We start from the raw sequence: 17,880 nt of genomic DNA, 5'->3' as shown, positions 1-17,880 counted from the left end.
ACTCCCGTCAAGCCGAACCCCCGCGGCGCGCAGGCGCGTCACGCACCGGGCGCAGAGCGGCGCCCCCAACGGCAGGAGAACACCCGTGAAAGCACGCAAGCCCCTTGGCCTGATGTCGGTCGTCCTGGCCGCCGGCCTGGTCCTGACCGCCTGTGGTGGCGGCGACGACGCCACCGCCGACGGTGACACCTACGACTGGGACTTCACCATCACGACCGGCAACACCTCGACCTGGCACGAGGGTGCCGAGCTCTTCGCCGAGCAGGTCGAGGAGGAGTCCGGTGGCCGCATGACGGTCAACATCTTCCCCAACGAGCAGCTCTCCAACGGCAACACTGTGGCCGGCCTGGAGCAGCTGATGAACGGCGAGAAGGACCTGTCCTTCAACTCGACCATCATCTACGCCAGCATCGACCCCAAGTTCGGTGCGGTCAACGCCCCGTTCCTCTACACCGACCTGGAGCAGGCGCGGGCCACCCTGGAAGCGACGGGACTCGAGGCCTACAAGGAGGCCTCCGCCGAGCACGGCGTGCAGCTCCTGGCGATGGGCGAGAGCGGCTTCCGTCAGATCACCAACAGCGTCAAGCCCATCCGCACCCCGGAGGACCTCCAGGCCCTGAAGGTCCGCATCCCGGGCATCGGCCTGTTCGATGACATCTACAAGGCGCTGGGAGCCAACCCGACGACGATGTCCTTCTCCGAGGTGTTCACCTCGCTGCAGCAGGGCACCATCGACGGCCAGGAGAACCCGATCGACATCATCTACACCTCCGGCCTCGACGAGGTGCAGGACCACCTCACGGTCTGGAACTACGTCTACGACCCATTGATCCTGGGCATGAACAAGGACGTCTACGACAGCCTGTCCGACGAGGACAAGAAGATCGTCGACGACGCGGCCCAGGCTGCCGCCGAGCTCCAGATCACCAACAACCGGGACAAGGAGGACGGCGAGCTGGAGGAGCTGCGCGACAAGATGGAGGTCGTCGAGCTCACGGAGGAGGAGTCCACCGCCTTCCGCGATGCGATGACCCCCGTCTACGAGCAGTACCAGGACATCTGGGGCGAGGACCTCGCCACAGCGGTCACGCCCGAGGGCTGAGCTGTGGACCGCGCGCTCACTGCGGTCGAGAACGGGTTAGCGGCACTGGCGTTCGCCACGATCACCTCCGTGGCGTTCGTCAACGTCCTGAGTCGCTACTTCCTGGACGCCTCGCTCGCCTTCACCACCGAGATCATGATCAACGTGGCGGTCTGGCTGACCATGCTCGGCGCTGTGATCGGCCTCCGGGAGGGCAGCCACCTCGGCTTCACCCTGCTGCAGGAAAAGCTCCGCGGGCGTGCGAAGCAGGCGGTGACCATTCTCGTCAGTCTGGCCATCATCGTGTTCTTCCTCGTGCTGGCTCGCTACGGCTGGGACCAGGTCGCCTCACAGCTCAACAGCGGTCGCGCGACCCCCGCCATGCGACTGCCCCAGTGGATCTTCACGCTCGCTCTGCCGGTCGGCTCGGCGCTGGGCATCCTGCGCACGGTGCAGGTGACGGTGCGCTCGCTGCGCGGTCAGTCAACCGGTGCGAACACGACTGAGGGGCAGGCGATCGCATGATCGAGCTCATCCTCTTCGGCACCTTCCTGGTGCTCCTGGCACTCGGAGTCCCGGTGGCCTTCTCCCTCGGCCTGGCAGCCGTGGCCACCATCGTGTACGCCTCAGGCGCTGAGCAACTCTCCGTCGTGCCGAGCGTGGTCTTCGCCTCGTTGTCCTCAGAGACCCTCCTGGCGATCCCGTTCTTCATCCTCGCCGGAGCGATCATGGAGTATGCCGGGATCAGTGCCCGGCTCATCGACTTCGCCGATGCCGCCGTCGGCAGGTTCAAGCACGGCCTCGCCATGGTCGTGGTGATCTCGGCGTTCTTCTTCTCGGCCATCTCCGGCTCCGGGCCGGCGACGGTGGCAGCGATCGGGTCCATCCTGATCCCGGCCCTGATCCGGCGCGGCTACGCCAAGCGGCACGCCGCGTCCATGGTGGCCGCCGCCGGGTCGATGGGCATCGTGGTGCCGCCGAGCATCGCGTTCATCATCTTCGCGGTGGTTGTCTCGGAGTATCAGCGCGTCTCGATCGGCCGCCTCTTTATCGCCGGGATCATCCCCGGGCTTCTGATGGCGGTCGCGCTGATCGCGGCCGCGTTCTTCCTGCCCCGCGCCATGCCGACGGCCAGCAGGGTCACGCAACCGGCGCTGGCCGGGGCCACGGGTGGATCCGGGGGCGGGCCCCTCCCTGCTGACTCAGCCGGTCTGGGCCAGGGTGCCTACACCGCAGCGGAGGCCGAGCCGCTCTCCGCCGCTGAGGGCGAGGTCGCCGAACACGTCGGTGACGGCACCGCGCGACAGCACTGGCTCGGCGCGTTCCTGCGAGCCATCCCAGGTCTGCTGGTGCCGATCATCATCCTCGGCGGCATCTACGGTGGCATTTTCACCCCGACCGAGTCGGCCGTGGTCGCCTCGGTCTATGCCCTGGTCGTCGGGCTGGTCGTCTACCGGGAGATCAAGATCACCCGGCTGCCGCGCGTGTTCACGGTGGCTGCCGTGCAGTCCGCGGTGGTCATGCTGATCGTCGGGTGCGCCTCAGTGTTCGCCTACGTGATCACTCGGCAGCAGGTGGCCCAGACGGTGGCCGACGCTCTGCTCAGCGTCACGGAGAACAAGTACCTCATCCTGCTCATCGTCATGGTGCTGCTGCTGATCGTCGGGATGTTCGTCGACGCTGTCTCGGCCCTCTACCTCTTCGTGCCGCTACTCGCCCCGGTGCTGCTGCACGTGGGGGTCGATGTGACCACCATGGGCGTGATGATGGTCGTCAACCTCGCCGTCGGCATGATCACGCCACCGGTCGGCGTGAACCTCTTCGTCGCCGCCGGCATCGCCCGCGCGCCTCTGGCAGAGGTGATCAAGGGCATCATGCCCTTCCTGTTCGCCGTTCTGCTGGTGCTGACCCTGGTGACGTTCTTCCCCGCGCTGTCCAACTGGCTACCCGACCTCCTAGGAGTCTGAGATGACCCAGACCGCTGAGACCCCGACCACCGGACCGGTCGATCTGTTTGACCTGACCGGCAGGGTGGCCCTGGTCACCGGCGCCGCACGCGGCATCGGCCGGTCTGTCGCCGACCAACTCGCCCAGCGGGGCGCCAGCGTCGTCGTCGTGGACGTGCTCGATCCGGCCGAGGCCGTGGAGTCACTGCGCACGGCCCACCCCTCGAGCACCTTCGAGGGGCGGGTCGTCGACGTCCGGGAGCGGGCCGAGGTGGAGGCCGTCGTCAACGACACCGTCGAGCAGTTCGGACGCCTCGACATCCTGGTCAACAACGCCGGCACCGCCAGCCGCAGCGGTCTGCCGGAGTTCACCGACGAGGAGTGGTTCCGTGACATCGACACCAACCTGCGTGGGACATTCCTGTTCTGCCAGGCAGCGCTGCACCCGCACATGGTGGAGCGTGGGTCGGGCACGATCATCAACATCAGCTCGATCAGCGGCATCATGGGCGGGCCGCTGTCCGGCGGCGCGGGCGGAGCTCGCTCAGGCCCCGCCTACGCGGCTTCGAAGGGCGGCATCATCGCGCTGACCACCTGGCTGGCCAAGGAGGTCGGCACGCACGGCATCACCGTCAATTCCGTCGCGCCCGGCCCGGTCGCCACGCCGCTGACCGACTCGGTCGACTACGACTTCAGCCAGCAGTTGCTGCAGCGCATGGGGACTCCGGAAGAGATCGGTGCGGCGGTGACGTACCTGGCCTCCCCCGGTGCCGCCTACGTCACCGGTCAGACGCTGCGCGTCTGCGGCGGCGCAGCCCTGGGCTAACCACCCCCCAACCGACCGAGCGCACCGTGGCGCGAGAATCCAGCCCACCGGGCGCACCGTGGCGCGAGAATCCAGCCCACCGGGCGCACCGTGTGGCGATGTGTGACTGACAGGATGTGACCCCGTGGGCCGTGATCACGCCGCGTTGACGGCCGACCTGACCGAGCGACTCGGTGGGTCGGCCGTCAGCCGACGACCGCTGGACCTGCACGCGATGGCCCACGACGCCTCGCACTACCTGCTGACTCCGGAGGTGCTGGTCCGACCGACCACGACCGAGCAGGTGGCCTCGGTGCTGGCGGCGTGCGATGCGGCAGGTGCGCCGGTGACCTTCCGGTCTGGAGGCACCAGCCTGTCGGGACAGGCCATCACGGACGCGGTCCTGGTCGACACCCGCCGCCACTTCGGTGACGTCGAGGTGCTGGACGGCGGAGCCCGGGTGCGGGTGCAGCCGGGCGTGACCGTCCGGGCCGTGAATGCCCGGCTGGCGGCCTACCAGCGCAAGCTCGGACCGGACCCGGCCAGCGAGGGTGCCTGCACCATCGGCGGCGTCGTGGCCAACAACTCCAGCGGCATGCACTGCGGGACGGAGTTCAACACCTACGCCACGCTCGAGTCGATGGTGTTCGTGCTGCCGACCGGCACCACGATCGACTCCGCGGCACCCGACGCCGAGGCGCAGCTCGCGGCTCGCGAGCCCGAGCTCGTCGCCGGCCTGGTGGGGCTGCGGCAGCGGGTGCTGGACGACCCCGAGTCGGTCGCCACGGTCCGGCGACTCTTCAGGATGAAGAACACCATGGGCTACGGCATCAACGCCCTGGTTGACTTCGAGTCGCCGCTGGACATGCTCGTGCACCTGATGATCGGCAGCGAGGGCACCCTGGGGTTCGTCGCCTCGGCGACCTTCCGGACGCTCCCCGTGCTGCCGCACATCAGCACCGGCCTGCTGGTCTTCGACTCGGTCGCCGCGGCGACCGAGTCCGTCCCGGCCCTGGTCGACACCGGGACCGGGACCGCAGAACTGCTGGACGCCGCCTCACTACGAGTGGCCCAACAGGACCCCACCTGCCCCGCACAGATCGCCGCGCTCTCGGTGGTCGACCACGCGGCTCTCCTGGTCGAGTGGCAGGGCAGCACGGGAGATGAGCTCGAGGACGCGGTCGCGGCGGCCAGGCCGACGCTGGAGGACCTACCCCTGTCCACCGCCCTCGAGCTCACCCGGGACACCTCTGCTCGCGCCGGCCTGTGGCGCGTGCGCAAGGGCCTGTTCTCCGCGGTCGCCGGCGCCCGCCCGGCCGGCACCAATGCCCTCCTGGAGGACGTCGTCGTGGGTGTCGACGTCCTGGGCGAGACCTGCGTCGCGCTGACCGAGCTGTTCGCGGCGCACTCCTACCAGGAGTCGGTCATCTTCGGCCACGCCCGCGACGGCAACGTGCACTTCATGCTCAACGAGCGGTTCGACGACCCCACCTCGCTGCGCCGCTACGAGGCCTTCACCGACGACATGGTCGACCTGGTCCTGGGCAACGGTGGCTCCCTCAAGGCCGAGCACGGCACCGGTCGGATCATGGCTCCGTTCGTGCGCCGGCAGTATGGCGATGAGCTCTATGACGTCATGTGGCAGCTCAAGCGGCTCATCGACCCGCGCGGGCTGCTCAACCCCGGCGCAGTGCTCTCCGACGACCCCACCTCCTACCTGCGCGACCTCAAGCCCAACCCCAGGGTCGAGGAGGAGGTCGACCGGTGCGTCGAGTGCGGCTACTGCGAGCCGGTCTGCCCCTCCAAGGACCTGACCCTGACCCCGCGGCAGCGCATCGTGGTCCGCCGTGACATCCAGACCGCCCGGGCCGCCGGGGACCACGCCCTGGCCGACTCCCTCGAGAAGGACTACGACTACGACGGCAACCAGACGTGCGCCGTCGACGGGATGTGCCAGACCGCGTGTCCGGTCCTGATCGACACCGGTGACCTGACCCGGCGACTGCGCCGCGAGTCACAGTCGCGCCTCGCCGACCGGGCCTGGGCGCTGGCCGCCCGTTCCTGGGGTGCGATCGCCCCGCTGGGAGGGGCGGCACTGACCGTCGCCAAGCTGCTCCCCTCCGGCCTGCCGGTCGGGGCGACCCGTCTGGTGCGGGCCGTTGTCAGCCCCGACCAGATTCCCTCGTATGACGCTCAGTTGCCTCGCGGAGGCACGTCCCGTCGCGCGTTCGCTCCCCGAGCGCCTCAGGCGGTGCTGTTCAGCGCCTGCATCGGTGAGATGTTCGGCCCCGAGGAGGGTCACGACACCTGCTGTGCCAGTGGCGGCCGCGGGTGCGGCTCCGCCAGCACCTCTCAGGGGGAAGGGGCCACCGGCGCCCTGGTTGACCTGTGCGTGCGGGCGGGGGTTCCGCTGCGCACCCCCGAGGGTCTGGGCGGCCTGTGCTGCGGCACCCCGTGGAAGTCCAAGGGCCTGACCAGCGGCTATGAGGTCATGGCTGACCGGGTCGTGCCGGCCCTGCGGGCCGCCACCGAGCAGGGTCGCCTGCCGGTCGTCGTCGAGGCCTCGTCCTGTGTCGAGGGACTGGTCGCCATGCTGGCGACCAGGGCTCCCGAGCTGCGGGTCGTGGACGCCGTCGAGTTCGTGCGTGCTGAGGTGCTCCCCCACCTGTCCGTCACCCGCTCTGCGCAGGCGGTCGTGGTGCACCCGACGTGCTCCTCACACCGGGCCGGCACCACCGAGGCCCTCGTCGACCTGGCCCGCGCCGTCTCCGACGACGTCGTGGTCCCTGTGGCGTGGGGCTGTTGCGCCTTCGCCGGGGACCGCGGCCTCCTGCACCCCGAGCTCACCGCCTCGGCGACCATCGCCGAGGCGGCCGAGGTCGCCCTGGCCGTGGCCGACCGCCCTGGCGAGACGGCATACGTCTCCTGCAACCGCACCTGCGAGATCGGCATGACCCGCGCCACCGGCAAGCCCTACCGCCACGTCCTGGAGCTGCTCGCCGACGCCACCCGCTGACACCCTGTTCGGGGCCGTAGGCTCAGGGCCATGAGCACCGAGGTGGCGAGCGAGCGCGCGGTTCTGGAGGAGTTCGTCGACCGCCAGCGGGCGGCGATCGCCGGCCTGCTGGACGGGCTGACCGAGGAGGAGGCGCGAGCACGCCTCGTGCCCTCGCTGACCACGCCGCTCGCCCTGGTGACCCACGCGACCTTCGTGGAGAAGGTCTGGTTCCACCACCGCCTGGCCGGAAGAAGTCGCGAGGAGGTGGGGATCCCCGAGACCGTCGAGGAGAGCTTCGTGCCCGGTGACGATGACACCATCGCGACGGTGCTGACCAGCTATCTGGCCGCATGTGAGGAGTCGCGCGCGATCGCCGCGGGCCGCGACCTCGACGATCAGCTCGACTGGCGTGGCCGGGCCGTCAACCTGCGCTATCTGTATGGCCACATGGTGGCCGAGTTGGCTCGGCACGCCGGACACGGCGACATCTTGGTCGAGCAGATCCGCGCCGCGCGTTGAGCTCCTCCCGCAACTGAGCGCGGCCGGCGCGAGCGTTGCTACTGCCTCGGGTCGGTCCAGGTCGGGTTGGCCAGTTCGGGGTCCGGATGGGTCGAGCCGCCGACCTGCAGGTGGTCACCCTCACTGGCGACCGCGCCGGTGAGCCGGTTGATGCCGTTCATCCCGTGGTAGAGCACCAACGCCGCGGCCGTGCCCAGGGCGATCCCCTCGAAGGCCAGGTCACCCACGACCCAGGTGTAGTTGGCGATGCCCACGATGAGCGCGACAGCGCCCGTGGTCAGGTTGATCGGGTTGCTGAAGTCGACGCGGTGCTCCACCCAGATGCGGAAGCCGAGGACGCCGATCATGCCGTAGAGCACGGTGGCCGCACCGCCGAGCACTCCGACGGGCACCGTCTGGATCGCGGCCCCGAACTTGGGCAGGAAGGCCAGGCCGATCGCGGTGAACCCGGCGATCCAGTAGGCGGCCGTCGAGTAGACCTTGGTCGCCGCCATGACGCCGATGTTCTCGGCATACGTCGTGGTGCCGGACCCTCCGCCGGCGCCGGCCAGGGTGGTGGCCAGCCCGTCCGACATCAAGGTCCGTCCGATCATCGGGTCGAGCGCCTCGGAAGAACTGTCCGTCATCTGCGCCACCGACTTCACGTGACCGATGTTCTCGGCCACCAGGACGAGGACCACGGGCAGGAACAACCCGGCGACATTCCAGTGGAAGTCGGGGAGCATGAACTCGGGAGCACCGACCCAACCGGCCTCGGAGATCGCGGTCGTGTCGACCTCGCCGCGGATGACCGCGACCACATAGCCGACGACCACGCCCAGCAGGATCGACAACCGCCCCAGCAGACCGCGGAAGATCACCGTGCACAGGACGATGGCCAGCAGCGTGGCGAAGGCCGTGGTCGGGGCCTCCTGGACGTTGTTCCATGCTGCGGGCGCCAGGTTGAGACCGATCAGCGCGACGATCGCACCGGTCACCATGGGCGGCATGAGCCGACTGATCCACGCGTGCCCGACCGCCTGCACGATCAGGCCGATGAGGAACAGCGCGGCACCGGCCATGACGACGCCGCCGAGGGCACCTGCCGGCCCGTGCTGTCCCTGCGCTGCCGCGATCGGGGCCAGGAAGGCGAACGAGGAGCCCAGATAGGACGGCACCCGGTTGGCCGTGATGAGCAGGAACAGGATCGTGCCAACACCGCTGAACAGCAGCGTCGTGCTCGGCGGGAACTCGGTGATCAGCGGCACCAGGAAGGTCGCGCCGAACATGGCCACCACGTGCTGCATGCCGATGCCGATGGTGGGTGCCCACGCCAGACGCTCGCCCGGGGCGACCACCTGACCCGGCTCGATCCGATAACCGTCGCCGTGCACGCTCCACAGGCTCACGTGGTCTCCTCAGGTGGGTTGGTCGGCATGTCGCTCGTATGCCGTGGGCCGGCTTGGGTGGTCGGCCCGCGTGATCCTATCGCCCGGGCCTCACGGCGGATAACGTGTCGCCGTGATCTCATCGCTTCCCGTCAGTCGGGTGCCCGACCCTGCTAAGGCTCCCCCGCTGCGCTGGGGCATCCTGGGCCCCGGCACGATCGCGCGCACCTTCGCCGGAGCGCTGCTCAAGCACTCCCGCCAGCAGTTGGTGGCGGTTGGGTCCAGCTCCCCCGAGCGCGGGCAGCAGTTTGCGCGCGAGTTCGGCATCCCGCGTGTGCACCGCAGCTATGAGTCGCTGGTGGCCGACCCGGAGGTCGATGTCGTCTATGTCGCCACCCCGCACTCGCACCACCGCGAGCAGGCGCTCCTGGCCATCTCGGCCGGCAAGCACGTGCTCGTCGAGAAGGCATTCACGCGCAACGCGATCGAGGCCCGTGAGGTCGCCGTCGCGGCTGACGCGGCGGGCGTCGTGGCACTGGAGGCGATGTGGAGCCGGTTCCTGCCCGGCACCGACGTGCTTCGGCAGGTGCTGAGCGCCGGGACCGTCGGGGAGATCGTCTCGGTGACCGCCGACCACGGCCAGCTGATCGGCCCGGGGGACGCCCGGCGCCTGCACGACCCCGCCCTCGCCGGAGGGGCGCTGCTCGACCTGGGCATCTATCCGCTCTCCTTCGCCTCCCTGGTGCTCGGACCACCGGAGACTGTCAGCGCCACCGGTCGTCTCACGACCAGCGGAGTGGACGAGCAGGTCCGGGCCGTCCTGACCGCGGGGCCTGCCGAGGCCGTCCTGACCACCACGCTCGCCGAGCACACGGCCAACACCGCGACGGTGGTCGGCACGCGGGCGCGGGTCGACCTGCCCAGTGACTTCTACACGCCCGTGCCCCTCACCGTCACCAGCACCGACGGTGCCGTGCTGACCGCAGATCCTGGGCCGATCCACGGCCACGAGGGACTCGTCTATCAAGGCGCCCACCTGGCCCAGCTCGTCGCCGACGGGACCACGGACTCGCCGCTGCTGCCGATCGAGGACACGATCGGCATACTCACCACCGCCGACGAGATCCGGCGACAGGTCGGCGTCACCTATCCCGGCGAGTGAACGGCCTGACCGGGACGATGTCTCGGTCGAGGGAGGTTAGTGTCGGCGAGTCGAGACCACTGACAGCACGTCATTCCATTGGCAACTACTGCCCGTAGAGAACTGCATCGGGTGGATACTGTGGGCAGACTGCCTCCATCGTCTCGCGTTCGTCCGCCGGGAGGCGTTGACTCCACTCATTGGGCCACCAAGAAATCCTCTGACCACTATTGAAGGCGCTGACATACGATTCACGGCTTGGCTTCTCGTTATCCTGGATGTTGTGACCATTCGCGCGCATGCACGGAATATAGTACTCAACCCAATAGTCGTAGACTAGACCAGCCTGACTATCAGACCACCCTTGCCCATAGACAGGGTGCATCATGTATTGCCCGTCGCAGACATAACTTGCCAGGGAGAGCGAGTCTTCCTGGGACACGTGCACACCTGGGTCGAAGTAATATGTTTGACCCTCTTGTACTGCCGGAAACCCTGCGTCTTGCAGGCAGGTGGTCATATTTGATGCATATTCCACACTGCCCTCGCTCCATCGAATCAGCGCTACTTCCGGGGGCTGAGTCGATCCAAGCGCCTGGGCACCACTCTCGAGTTTCTGCTGGTGGTAGTTCTGGAGTTCGACGTCGATGAACTCTGGTGGCGTGATCTGCACAGTGGGCTCCCACGCCTGCGGATCCCAGCTGCTGGACTGGCCAGGGGCCGCTCCAGCGCTAGCCGTAGGAACGGGATCGGATTTCCCGCTCTGCGCCCCTTCGCCTCCGGAACTACCTACCGAGGGAGCCTCCGGGTCGCTGTTGTCCGCACAACCTGCAGCAAGGAGCAGGCTGGCCACTATTGCGGGCGTGATCTTTACAGCCACACGGGCACGCAACGTCATCCTCCGGGCAAGCACATCCCGTAGGTGCCTGCGTAGTAGAGTGACTCTGAACTTCCTGACCACGTTCGCGTTCCGGAAAAGTTGGAACTTCGAACGACATCGTAGACATTTGGACTGTGGTATATCACCACATTGTGGACCTTCAGCGTCAGCCAGTCGCCGTAAAGCTGCTGCTCACCGCGCACGGCTACCGTATTGGCACCACAATTGACCGTTCCCGAGTCGGTGGACGCGGCAGCCATGCCAGTTTGAGCGGCGGCGAGACAAGCCACCATAGCCATGGTCGCTCCCACCCTCAAGACCCTGCACTGCAGTCGTTGACCCTTTGCTTTCATTGTGCTCATTACAACTCCTCTCTGAATTGTTTCTTGAACACACCGTCGACTTTCGAGTCCATTTGCTCACCTAGCCGACGCCCGGCTACCCTCAAAGGATTAAAGTAGTGCGCGAAGCCGGGCATGTCAAGGTGACGAAAATGCCGCTGTGCACCAGACAGATCTGCAGTCTGCCGGAGAGACTCTGCTGCGCGAGGATCTGATCTTTGCTCAGGTGCACGGGGTCCGAGGTCGGGCCAGGGGGCATCATGAGGCCGGGACAAGACGTGGGTGCCCGACCTCGCCGTGGAGTCTATGGTGAGGCGCATTACCAACCCGTGTGAGAGGACACATGCCGGACGGGCAGTGGCACTTCCTCGGGGGGGCCGTGCTGCGTCAGTTTGCTGACCGCCGATCCTGGGCCGATCCACGGCCACGATGGACTCGTCTATCGGGCCACACACCTGGCCCAGCTCGTCTTGGACGGGACCACGGACTCGCCGCTGCTGCCGAAAGAGGAGACGATCGGCATACTCACCACCGCCGACGAGATCCGGCGGCAGGTGGGCGTCACCTATCCCGGCGAGTGAGCCACAGGCCGAGACACGCGCGACCGATCGGGCTAACGTGTGGCCATGGCGGCCAAGGACAGCACGTTCCTCGGGTGGCCCGTGCTGCGTCAGTTGGCCACCGGGGACTTCCTCGGTCGAGGGGCGGCGGCGACCTCACGCAGGACCCGCGAGCAGCAGCCACGCACCGTCACTGCCGATCGCGTGGTGCAGAGCGTGTGTCCCTACTGCGCCGTCGGCTGCGGGCAGAAGGTCTTTGTCTCGGACGAGAAGGTCGTCCAGATCGAGGGTGACCAGGACTCCCCCATCAGCCGGGGTCGCCTGTGCCCCAAGGGAGCTGCCAGCGAGCAGCTGGTCAACTCCCCCACCCGGCAGACCCACGTGCTCTATCGCGCGCCCGGCGCCACCGAGTTCACCCGGATGGACCGGGACGAAGCCCTGGACATGGTCGCCGACCGCTTCGTGGAGTCACGCGCGCGGACCTGGCAGGACCACGACGAGCACGGACGACCGCTGCGGCGCACCATGGGCATCGCCTCGCTCGGGGGCGCGACCCTCGACAACGAGGAGAACTATCTGATCAAGAAGCTGTTCACCGCGGCGGGCGCGATCCAGATCGAGAACCAGGCCCGGATATGACACAGCTCCACGGTTCCCAGTCTGGGGACCTCGTTCGGGCGCGGCGGCGCCACCCAGTCCCTGCAGGACATGGCCAACGCGGACTGCATCATCATCCAGGGCTCCAACATGGCCGAGTGCCACCCGGTCGGCTTCCAGTGGGTCACCGAGGCCAAGGCCAGGGGTGCGCGGGTCATCCACGTCGACCCGCGCTTCACCCGCACCTCGGCGATCGCTGACACCCACGTCCCGATCCGGGCGGGCACCGACGTGGTGCTGCTCGGCGCGCTGATCAACCACGTGCTGTCCAACGAGCTCTACTTCCACGACTACGTCGTCGCCTACACCAACGCGGCCACACTGGTCAGTGACAACTTCCGGGACACCGAGGACCTGGACGGCGTGTTCTCTGGTTTCGATCCCGAGACCGGCACCTACGACCCCTCCTCCTGGTCGTATGCCGAGCGCGCGGCTCCCCCAGGCCCCTCCCCCCGGGCCGGTGGTCCCGCGGGCGAGGCCGTGTCGGGCGACGGCGAGATCGAGGGCGCGGGTGGCGACGAGCAGGGCTCGGCCCGGCGGGCCCGTGCCGGCGGCCAGGAGCACGGCGCCGCCGGGCCCTCCCTCGAGCACGCCAACGTCGTCCGGGACGAGTCCCTGCAGCACCCGCGGTCCGTCTTCCAGATCCTCAAGCGGCACTACGCGCGCTACACCCCCGAGATGGTGCGCGACGTGTGCGGCATCCCCGTCGAGCAGTTCCACGAGGTCGCCCGCGCCCTGACCGAGAACTCGGGGCGAGAACGGACGACCTGCTTCGCCTACGCGCTCGGCTGGACCCAGCACAGCCTGGGCGCCCAGTTCATCCGAACCGCCGCGATCCTGCAGCTGCTGATGGGCAATATGGGACGCCCCGGCGGCGGGATCATGGCCCTGCGGGGGCACGCCAGCATCCAGGGATCCACCGACATCCCGACGCTGTTCAACATCCTGCCCGGCTACCTACCGATGCCTATCGTCGGTGAGCACGACACCTGGCAGGACTACCTCGACCACATCTCCTCGCCGCTGCAGAAGGGCTTCTGGACGGAGGCACCGAGCTACACCGCCAGCCTGCTCAAGGCCTGGTGGGGCGAGGCGGCGACCGCGGACAACAACTTCTGCTACGACTACCTTCCCCGGCTGACCGGGGCCCACGGCACCTACCAGACGGTGCTGGCGATGCTGGACGACGAGGTCGAGGGCTACTTCGTGCTCGGGCAGAACCCCGCCGTCGGCTCGGCGCACGGCTCGATGCAACGCAAGGCGATGACGCACCTGAAGTGGCTCGTCGTGCGTGACTTCCAGCTCATCGAGTCGGCCACCTTCTGGAAGGACTCCCCGGAGATCGCGACCGGCGAGCTGCGCACCGAGGACATCGACACCGAGGTCTTCTTCTTCCCGGCGGCCAACCATGTGGAGAAGGCCGGCACGTTCACCCAGACCCAGCGGATGCTGCAGTGGCGCCACCAGGCCGTCCGTCCACCGAACGATGCCCAGAGCGAGCTGGACTTCTTCTACGACCTGGGCGTCCGCATACGGCAGCGGTTGGCCGGCTCCACCGACGAGCGGGACCGCCCCCTGCTCGACCTGACCTGGGACTATCCGACCGACGAGCACGGCGAGGTCGACGGTGCGGCCGTCCTCAAGGAGATCAACGGCTATCACCTCACCGGAGAGCACGCGGGCGAGCTGCTCGACTCCTTCAGCCAGATGCGGCCGGACGGGTCGACCTCGGGCGGGTGCTGGATCTACACCGGGGTCTTCGCCGGCGGCGTGAACCGGTCGGCCAACCGCGTCCCCGGCGCCGACCAGGACGAGGTGGCCCACGAGTGGGGCTGGGCCTGGCCCCTGAACCGGCGCATCCTCTACAACCGGGCCTCCGCCGACCCGGAGGGCAGGCCGTGGAGCGAGCGCAAGGCCTATGTGTGGTGGGACGAGGAAACGCGTCGCTGGACCGGCAAGGACATCCCCGACTTCCCGATCGACCGGGACCCCTCGTTTCGCCCGGACCCCGACGTGGGCGGCCCGGCGGCGATCGCCGGCGACGACCCGTTCATCATGCAGGCCGACGGCAAGGGCTGGCTGTTCGCGCCCAAGGGGATGGTCGACGGGCCGCTGCCCACGCACTACGAGGCGCAGGAGTCGCCGGTGGCCAACCCGCTCTACACCCAGCAGAGCAACCCGAGCCGGCTGGTCTACCCCCGCAAGGACAACTTGTGGAGCCCGTCGGGCGATGAACCGGGAGCCGACGTCTACCCCTACGTCTTCACGACCTACCGACTGACCGAGCACCACACCGCGGGAGGCATGAGCCGCTGGCTGCCCTACCTCTCCGAGCTGCAGCCGGAGATGTTCTGCGAGGTCTCCCCGGAGCTCGCCGCCGAGCGCGGCCTGACCAACGGTGACTGGGCCACGATCATCTCGGCCCGCAGCGCGATCGAGGCGCGCGTGCTCGTCACCGAGCGGATGCAGCCGCTGACGATCCAGGGCCACACCGTGCACCAGATCGGTCTGCCCTATCACTGGGGCGTCGGCGCGGACGCTGTCGTGGAGGGTGACGGCGCCAACGACCTGCTCGGCATCGTCCTGGACCCCAACGTCCAGATCCAGGAGTCCAAGGTGGGATCCTGTGACATCCAGCCGGGACGCCGTCCCCGCGGAGAGGCCCTCCTCCGGCTGGTCGCCGACTACCAGTCCCGTTCCGGCACAACGTCCGAGACCGGCAACGCCCGCCTCACGGAAGGAGATCGCTGATGGGTTATCTGGCCCGCCAGCTCGCCGGGCGCACCGACCCCGCTCGCGATGCGGGCTGGGAGGAGCCGCCCAGCCGCAAGGGTTTCTTCACCGACACCTCGATCTGCATCGGCTGCAAGGCCTGCGAGGTGGCGTGCAAGGAGTGGAACGCCCTGCCGATGGATGGCGACCTCGACCTGACCGGCAACTCCTACGACAACACGGGCGGCCTGGGCGCGAGCACCTGGCGACATGTCGCGTTCGTGGAGCAGAGCCAGGAGCGGATCTCCGCCGCCCGGGAGTCCGGGCGCCGGCTGGTCGACCTCGGTATGCCGACAGTCGGCTCTCCCCCCGCCTCACCGGAGGCTTCCTCCCGAGGTGTGCCAGCGGGCTACGGCACGTTGCCGGCGCCGCCGGAGGACCACGGGCCCTCACTCGGTGAGCTGTTGTCGCAGAAGGAGTCCGCCGAGAACGGCGACCTGGGCACGACGCTCGAGGGCACACCGATGGTGGGACCGCTGCCGGAGTTCCGGTGGCTGATGGCCTCCGACGTGTGCAAGCACTGCACCCACGCCGGGTGCCTCGACGTCTGTCCGACCGGCGCGCTCTTCCGCAGCGAGCAGGGGACGGTCGTCGTGCAGGCCGATGTCTGCAACGGCTGCGGCTACTGCGTGGGCGCCTGCCCGTTCGGCGTCATCGAGCGGCGCACCGACTCGTCGGTGTCCGTCACCGGCGACGGGCACGTCCCGAATGTTGGTGTCGCGCAGAAGTGCACGCTCTGCTACGACCGGCTCAGCCACGACCAGGAGCCGGCCTGCGCCCAGACCTGCCCGACGACCTCGATCCGGTTCGGCGCGCGTGACGACATGGTCGCCGCCGCGCAGGACCGTGTCGCGCAGCTCCACGAGCAGGGCTTCACCGAGGCCCGCCTCTACGGCGCCAACGATGATGACGGCGTCGGCGGGACCGGCTCGGTCTTCCTGCTGCTGGACGAGCCGGAGGTCTATGGCCTGCCGCCCGACCCGGTCTGTGCCACGTCCAAGCTGCCCGAGATGTTCCGGACGGCGGGGGTCGCCGGCCTGGGGCTGCTCGCCGCAGGAGCGGTGGCCTTCCTCGGCGGCCGCCGGTGACCACCTCCCCGTTCGACAGCTACCGGCCACCCGAGGAGGGTGGCCGACGACGCCGCAGCGGCGTGCGCGGCGCGGTCACCGGTGCCGTCTCGGACGCGTCCCGCGGGATGGCTAAGGGCCGCACCAGCTGGCTCAGCCGGGACGGCGGCGGACGCCGGGAGGCCCCGGCCGTGCCGGACGCGGAGTTCTCCAGCTACTACGGCCGGGCCATCATCAAACCTGTTCCGTGGAAGCACGAGATCCCCGCCTACCTGTTCGTGGGCGGGGTGGCTGCGGGGTCGGGCATCATCGCTGCGGGCGCAGCAGTCACCGGCCGGGAACTGCTCCGGCGCAACAGCCGCCTCACGGCGATGACTGGTGTCGCGGTCAGCGGCGCCCTGCTGGTGGCCGACCTGGGTCGGCCCGAGCGCTTCCTCAACATGATGCGCACGGTCAAGCTCACCTCGCCGATGTCGGTCGGCACCTGGATCCTGTCTGGCTATGCGGCGTTCGCGGGGGCGACCACCGCCTCGGAGGCGGCCCGGATGGTGCCGCTGCCTGAGCGCGGTCCCGTCGGTGCCCTGGCGCGGTTGGTGCAGGCAGTCGACACCCCGGCGAGCGTCGGTCAGGCACTGTTCGCGGCGCCCTTGGCGGCCTACACCTCGGTCCTCCTGTCGGACACAGTGACGCCCGTCTGGTTGGAGAGCCGGCGCGAGCTCCCCTTCGTCTTCGTCGGGTCGGCCGCCCTGGCCTCTGCCGGAGTCCAGCTGGTGCTCACCCCGATCGACCAGACCGGTCCCGCCCGGCGGTTCGCGCTCATCGGCGTCGTCACCGAGCTCATCGCCATGCACCGTCTCGAGGAGCACCTGACCGAGCTGGACCTGGACGAGCCGGTCCGCACCGGAGCGGGCGGGTCCAAGCTGCGACTGGCCAGGGCGCTGACCGTCGCCGGCGGCCTGGGCACCCTGCTGGCCGGCCGCAGCCGGGTCGCCGCGGTCGCCTCCGGCCTGGCGCTGGCGGGCGCCTCGGCGCTGACCCGGTTCGGCATCGTGGAGGCCGGGATCGAGTCCGCCACGGACCCGAAGTACACCGTCGGGCCGCAGAAGCGCCGCCTGGAGGAGCGCCGCGACCGTGGGCAGGTGCACGACAGCGTGGTCACCGTCCGCTGAGGGCGGTCAGCACGCTCTGGCTCTCAGTCCTCCGTGGCGAACGGAATGTGTTGCGGAGAGATAACTGCAGGGTCTCCGTAGGGTGTGCCGCCGGATGCATGAGCACCGAGTGTCGGAGACCCTGCGGTCCGAGATGTCGCTCTTGTGCTCCGGGTCCTCGCGACAGCTGCCGCCGCACTGAGCCGTTTACGAGCATCATCACTGAGTCGTCTGCTCTGCTCACTTCGGTGGCGTCGACTGTTGTTCGACATGGCGGCAATTCCGGATGTTCACAGGGGTCGTTTGTAGCCCTCGTGGGTGGCTTGGTAGCCAAGCCTGTCGTAGAAGCGGTGGGCATGGGTGCGCGTCTTGTCGGTGGTCAATTGGACCAGGGTCGCGCCATGCCGGTGGCCATACTCGTGAGCCCACTCGAAGAGAGCTGTTCCCAGTCCGGTGCCGCGCGTGCCGGACGCAAGGCGCACCGTTGCCGATGAGTGAGCAGTAGTGCTCATCTCACCAGCACCCCGTCTCGGGGTTGTTCGGCCACCGTGCGGTGGCTTCCCTTTCGCGCTTCACGGCCACCTGCCGGGCGAGGCCC

At 68.6% G+C, this 17,880-nt stretch carries 14 protein-coding genes; 11 read left to right on the top strand and 3 right to left on the bottom strand.

What is annotated here, in order from left to right:
- The first annotated feature begins 85 nt into the window (after positions 1-85).
- The 6 genes from DPQ65_RS06460 (at position 86) to DPQ65_RS06435 (ending at position 7,349) form a co-directional block, all read left to right on the top strand.
- Positions 86-1,102: a DctP family TRAP transporter solute-binding subunit gene (locus DPQ65_RS06460; protein WP_202863034.1), complete on the top strand. Its 1,017-nt coding sequence runs from the start codon at positions 86-88 to the stop codon at positions 1,100-1,102.
- 3 nt (positions 1,103-1,105) lie between these two features.
- Positions 1,106-1,606 (top strand): TRAP transporter small permease, encoded by a 501-nt coding sequence (locus DPQ65_RS06455; RefSeq protein WP_114906567.1) that lies wholly within the window; start codon positions 1,106-1,108, stop codon positions 1,604-1,606.
- A complete protein-coding gene (locus DPQ65_RS06450) occupies positions 1,603-3,048 on the top strand; it encodes a TRAP transporter large permease (protein ID WP_114906566.1) in 1,446 nt (481 codons plus the stop codon). Before DPQ65_RS06455 ends, DPQ65_RS06450 begins: the two co-directional genes overlap by 4 nt.
- Before the next feature lies 1 nt (position 3,049).
- On the top strand, positions 3,050-3,853 hold the full coding sequence (locus tag DPQ65_RS06445) for an SDR family NAD(P)-dependent oxidoreductase (protein ID WP_114906565.1): 804 nt from the start codon (positions 3,050-3,052) through the stop codon (positions 3,851-3,853).
- Positions 3,854-3,977: 124 nt separating this feature from the next.
- On the top strand, positions 3,978-6,848 hold the full coding sequence (locus DPQ65_RS06440; RefSeq protein ID WP_238146720.1) for an FAD-binding and (Fe-S)-binding domain-containing protein: 2,871 nt from the start codon (positions 3,978-3,980) through the stop codon (positions 6,846-6,848).
- 30 nt (positions 6,849-6,878) lie between these two features.
- Positions 6,879-7,349 (top strand): DinB family protein, encoded by a 471-nt coding sequence (locus DPQ65_RS06435; RefSeq protein WP_114906564.1) that lies wholly within the window; start codon positions 6,879-6,881, stop codon positions 7,347-7,349.
- 38 nt (positions 7,350-7,387) lie between these two features.
- Here DPQ65_RS06435 and DPQ65_RS06430 read toward each other — a convergent pair whose 3' ends face one another.
- On the bottom strand, positions 7,388-8,731 hold the full coding sequence (locus tag DPQ65_RS06430) for a uracil-xanthine permease family protein (protein WP_114906977.1): 1,344 nt from the start codon (positions 8,729-8,731) through the stop codon (positions 7,388-7,390).
- Between the two features lie 118 nt (positions 8,732-8,849).
- Here DPQ65_RS06430 and DPQ65_RS06425 point away from each other — a divergent pair, with 118 nt between their 5' ends.
- Positions 8,850-9,878 carry a Gfo/Idh/MocA family protein gene (locus DPQ65_RS06425; RefSeq protein ID WP_238146719.1) on the top strand — a complete coding sequence of 343 codons (1,029 nt, stop codon included), beginning with the start codon at positions 8,850-8,852 and terminating at the stop codon, positions 9,876-9,878.
- A gap of 85 nt (positions 9,879-9,963) precedes the next feature.
- On the opposite strand, the gene DPQ65_RS15550 is transcribed toward DPQ65_RS06425, so the two are convergent.
- A complete protein-coding gene (locus DPQ65_RS15550) occupies positions 9,964-10,530 on the bottom strand; it encodes a hypothetical protein (protein WP_162802056.1) in 567 nt (188 codons plus the stop codon).
- Positions 10,531-11,470: 940 nt separating this feature from the next.
- Here DPQ65_RS15550 and DPQ65_RS06420 point away from each other — a divergent pair.
- From DPQ65_RS06420 to nrfD, 4 genes are read left to right on the top strand one after another with little or no spacing between them, the layout of a single operon-like run.
- Positions 11,471-11,659: a hypothetical protein gene (locus DPQ65_RS06420; RefSeq protein ID WP_114906563.1), complete on the top strand. Its 189-nt coding sequence runs from the start codon at positions 11,471-11,473 to the stop codon at positions 11,657-11,659.
- A 45-nt stretch (positions 11,660-11,704) separates the two neighbouring features.
- A complete protein-coding gene (gene fdh, locus DPQ65_RS06410) occupies positions 11,705-15,046 on the top strand; it encodes a formate dehydrogenase (RefSeq protein ID WP_238146718.1) in 3,342 nt (1,113 codons plus the stop codon).
- Positions 15,046-16,155 carry a 4Fe-4S dicluster domain-containing protein gene (locus DPQ65_RS06405; protein WP_114906560.1) on the top strand — a complete coding sequence of 370 codons (1,110 nt, stop codon included), beginning with the start codon at positions 15,046-15,048 and terminating at the stop codon, positions 16,153-16,155. The genes fdh and DPQ65_RS06405 overlap by 1 nt, the downstream gene beginning before the upstream one ends.
- A complete protein-coding gene (gene nrfD, locus DPQ65_RS06400; RefSeq protein ID WP_114906559.1) occupies positions 16,152-17,303 on the top strand; it encodes an NrfD/PsrC family molybdoenzyme membrane anchor subunit in 1,152 nt (383 codons plus the stop codon). The genes DPQ65_RS06405 and nrfD overlap by 4 nt, the downstream gene beginning before the upstream one ends.
- 269 nt (positions 17,304-17,572) lie before the next feature.
- On the opposite strand, the gene DPQ65_RS06395 is transcribed toward nrfD, so the two are convergent.
- Positions 17,573-17,794, bottom strand: a complete 222-nt coding sequence (locus DPQ65_RS06395; RefSeq protein WP_114906558.1) for a GNAT family N-acetyltransferase — start codon at positions 17,792-17,794, stop codon at positions 17,573-17,575.
- Between the last annotated feature and the right edge of the window lie 86 nt (positions 17,795-17,880).

Source organism: Ornithinimicrobium murale (assembly GCF_003352835.1).
GTDB classification, from domain to species: Bacteria; Actinomycetota; Actinomycetes; order Actinomycetales; family Dermatophilaceae; genus Ornithinicoccus; species Ornithinicoccus muralis.
This window is presented reverse-complemented; position numbering and strand designations above follow the sequence as displayed.

Coding starts and splice junctions, on each gene's coding strand:
- DPQ65_RS06450 (WP_114906566.1), top strand. CDS start 1,603: ATGATCGAGCTCATCCTCTTCGGCACCTTCCTGGTGCTCCTGGCACTC.
- DPQ65_RS06435 (WP_114906564.1), top strand. CDS start 6,879: ATGAGCACCGAGGTGGCGAGCGAGCGCGCGGTTCTGGAGGAGTTCGTC.
- DPQ65_RS06395 (WP_114906558.1), bottom strand. CDS start 17,794: ATGAGCACTACTGCTCACTCATCGGCAACGGTGCGCCTTGCGTCCGGC.
- DPQ65_RS06445 (WP_114906565.1), top strand. CDS start 3,050: ATGACCCAGACCGCTGAGACCCCGACCACCGGACCGGTCGATCTGTTT.
- DPQ65_RS06405 (WP_114906560.1), top strand. CDS start 15,046: ATGGGTTATCTGGCCCGCCAGCTCGCCGGGCGCACCGACCCCGCTCGC.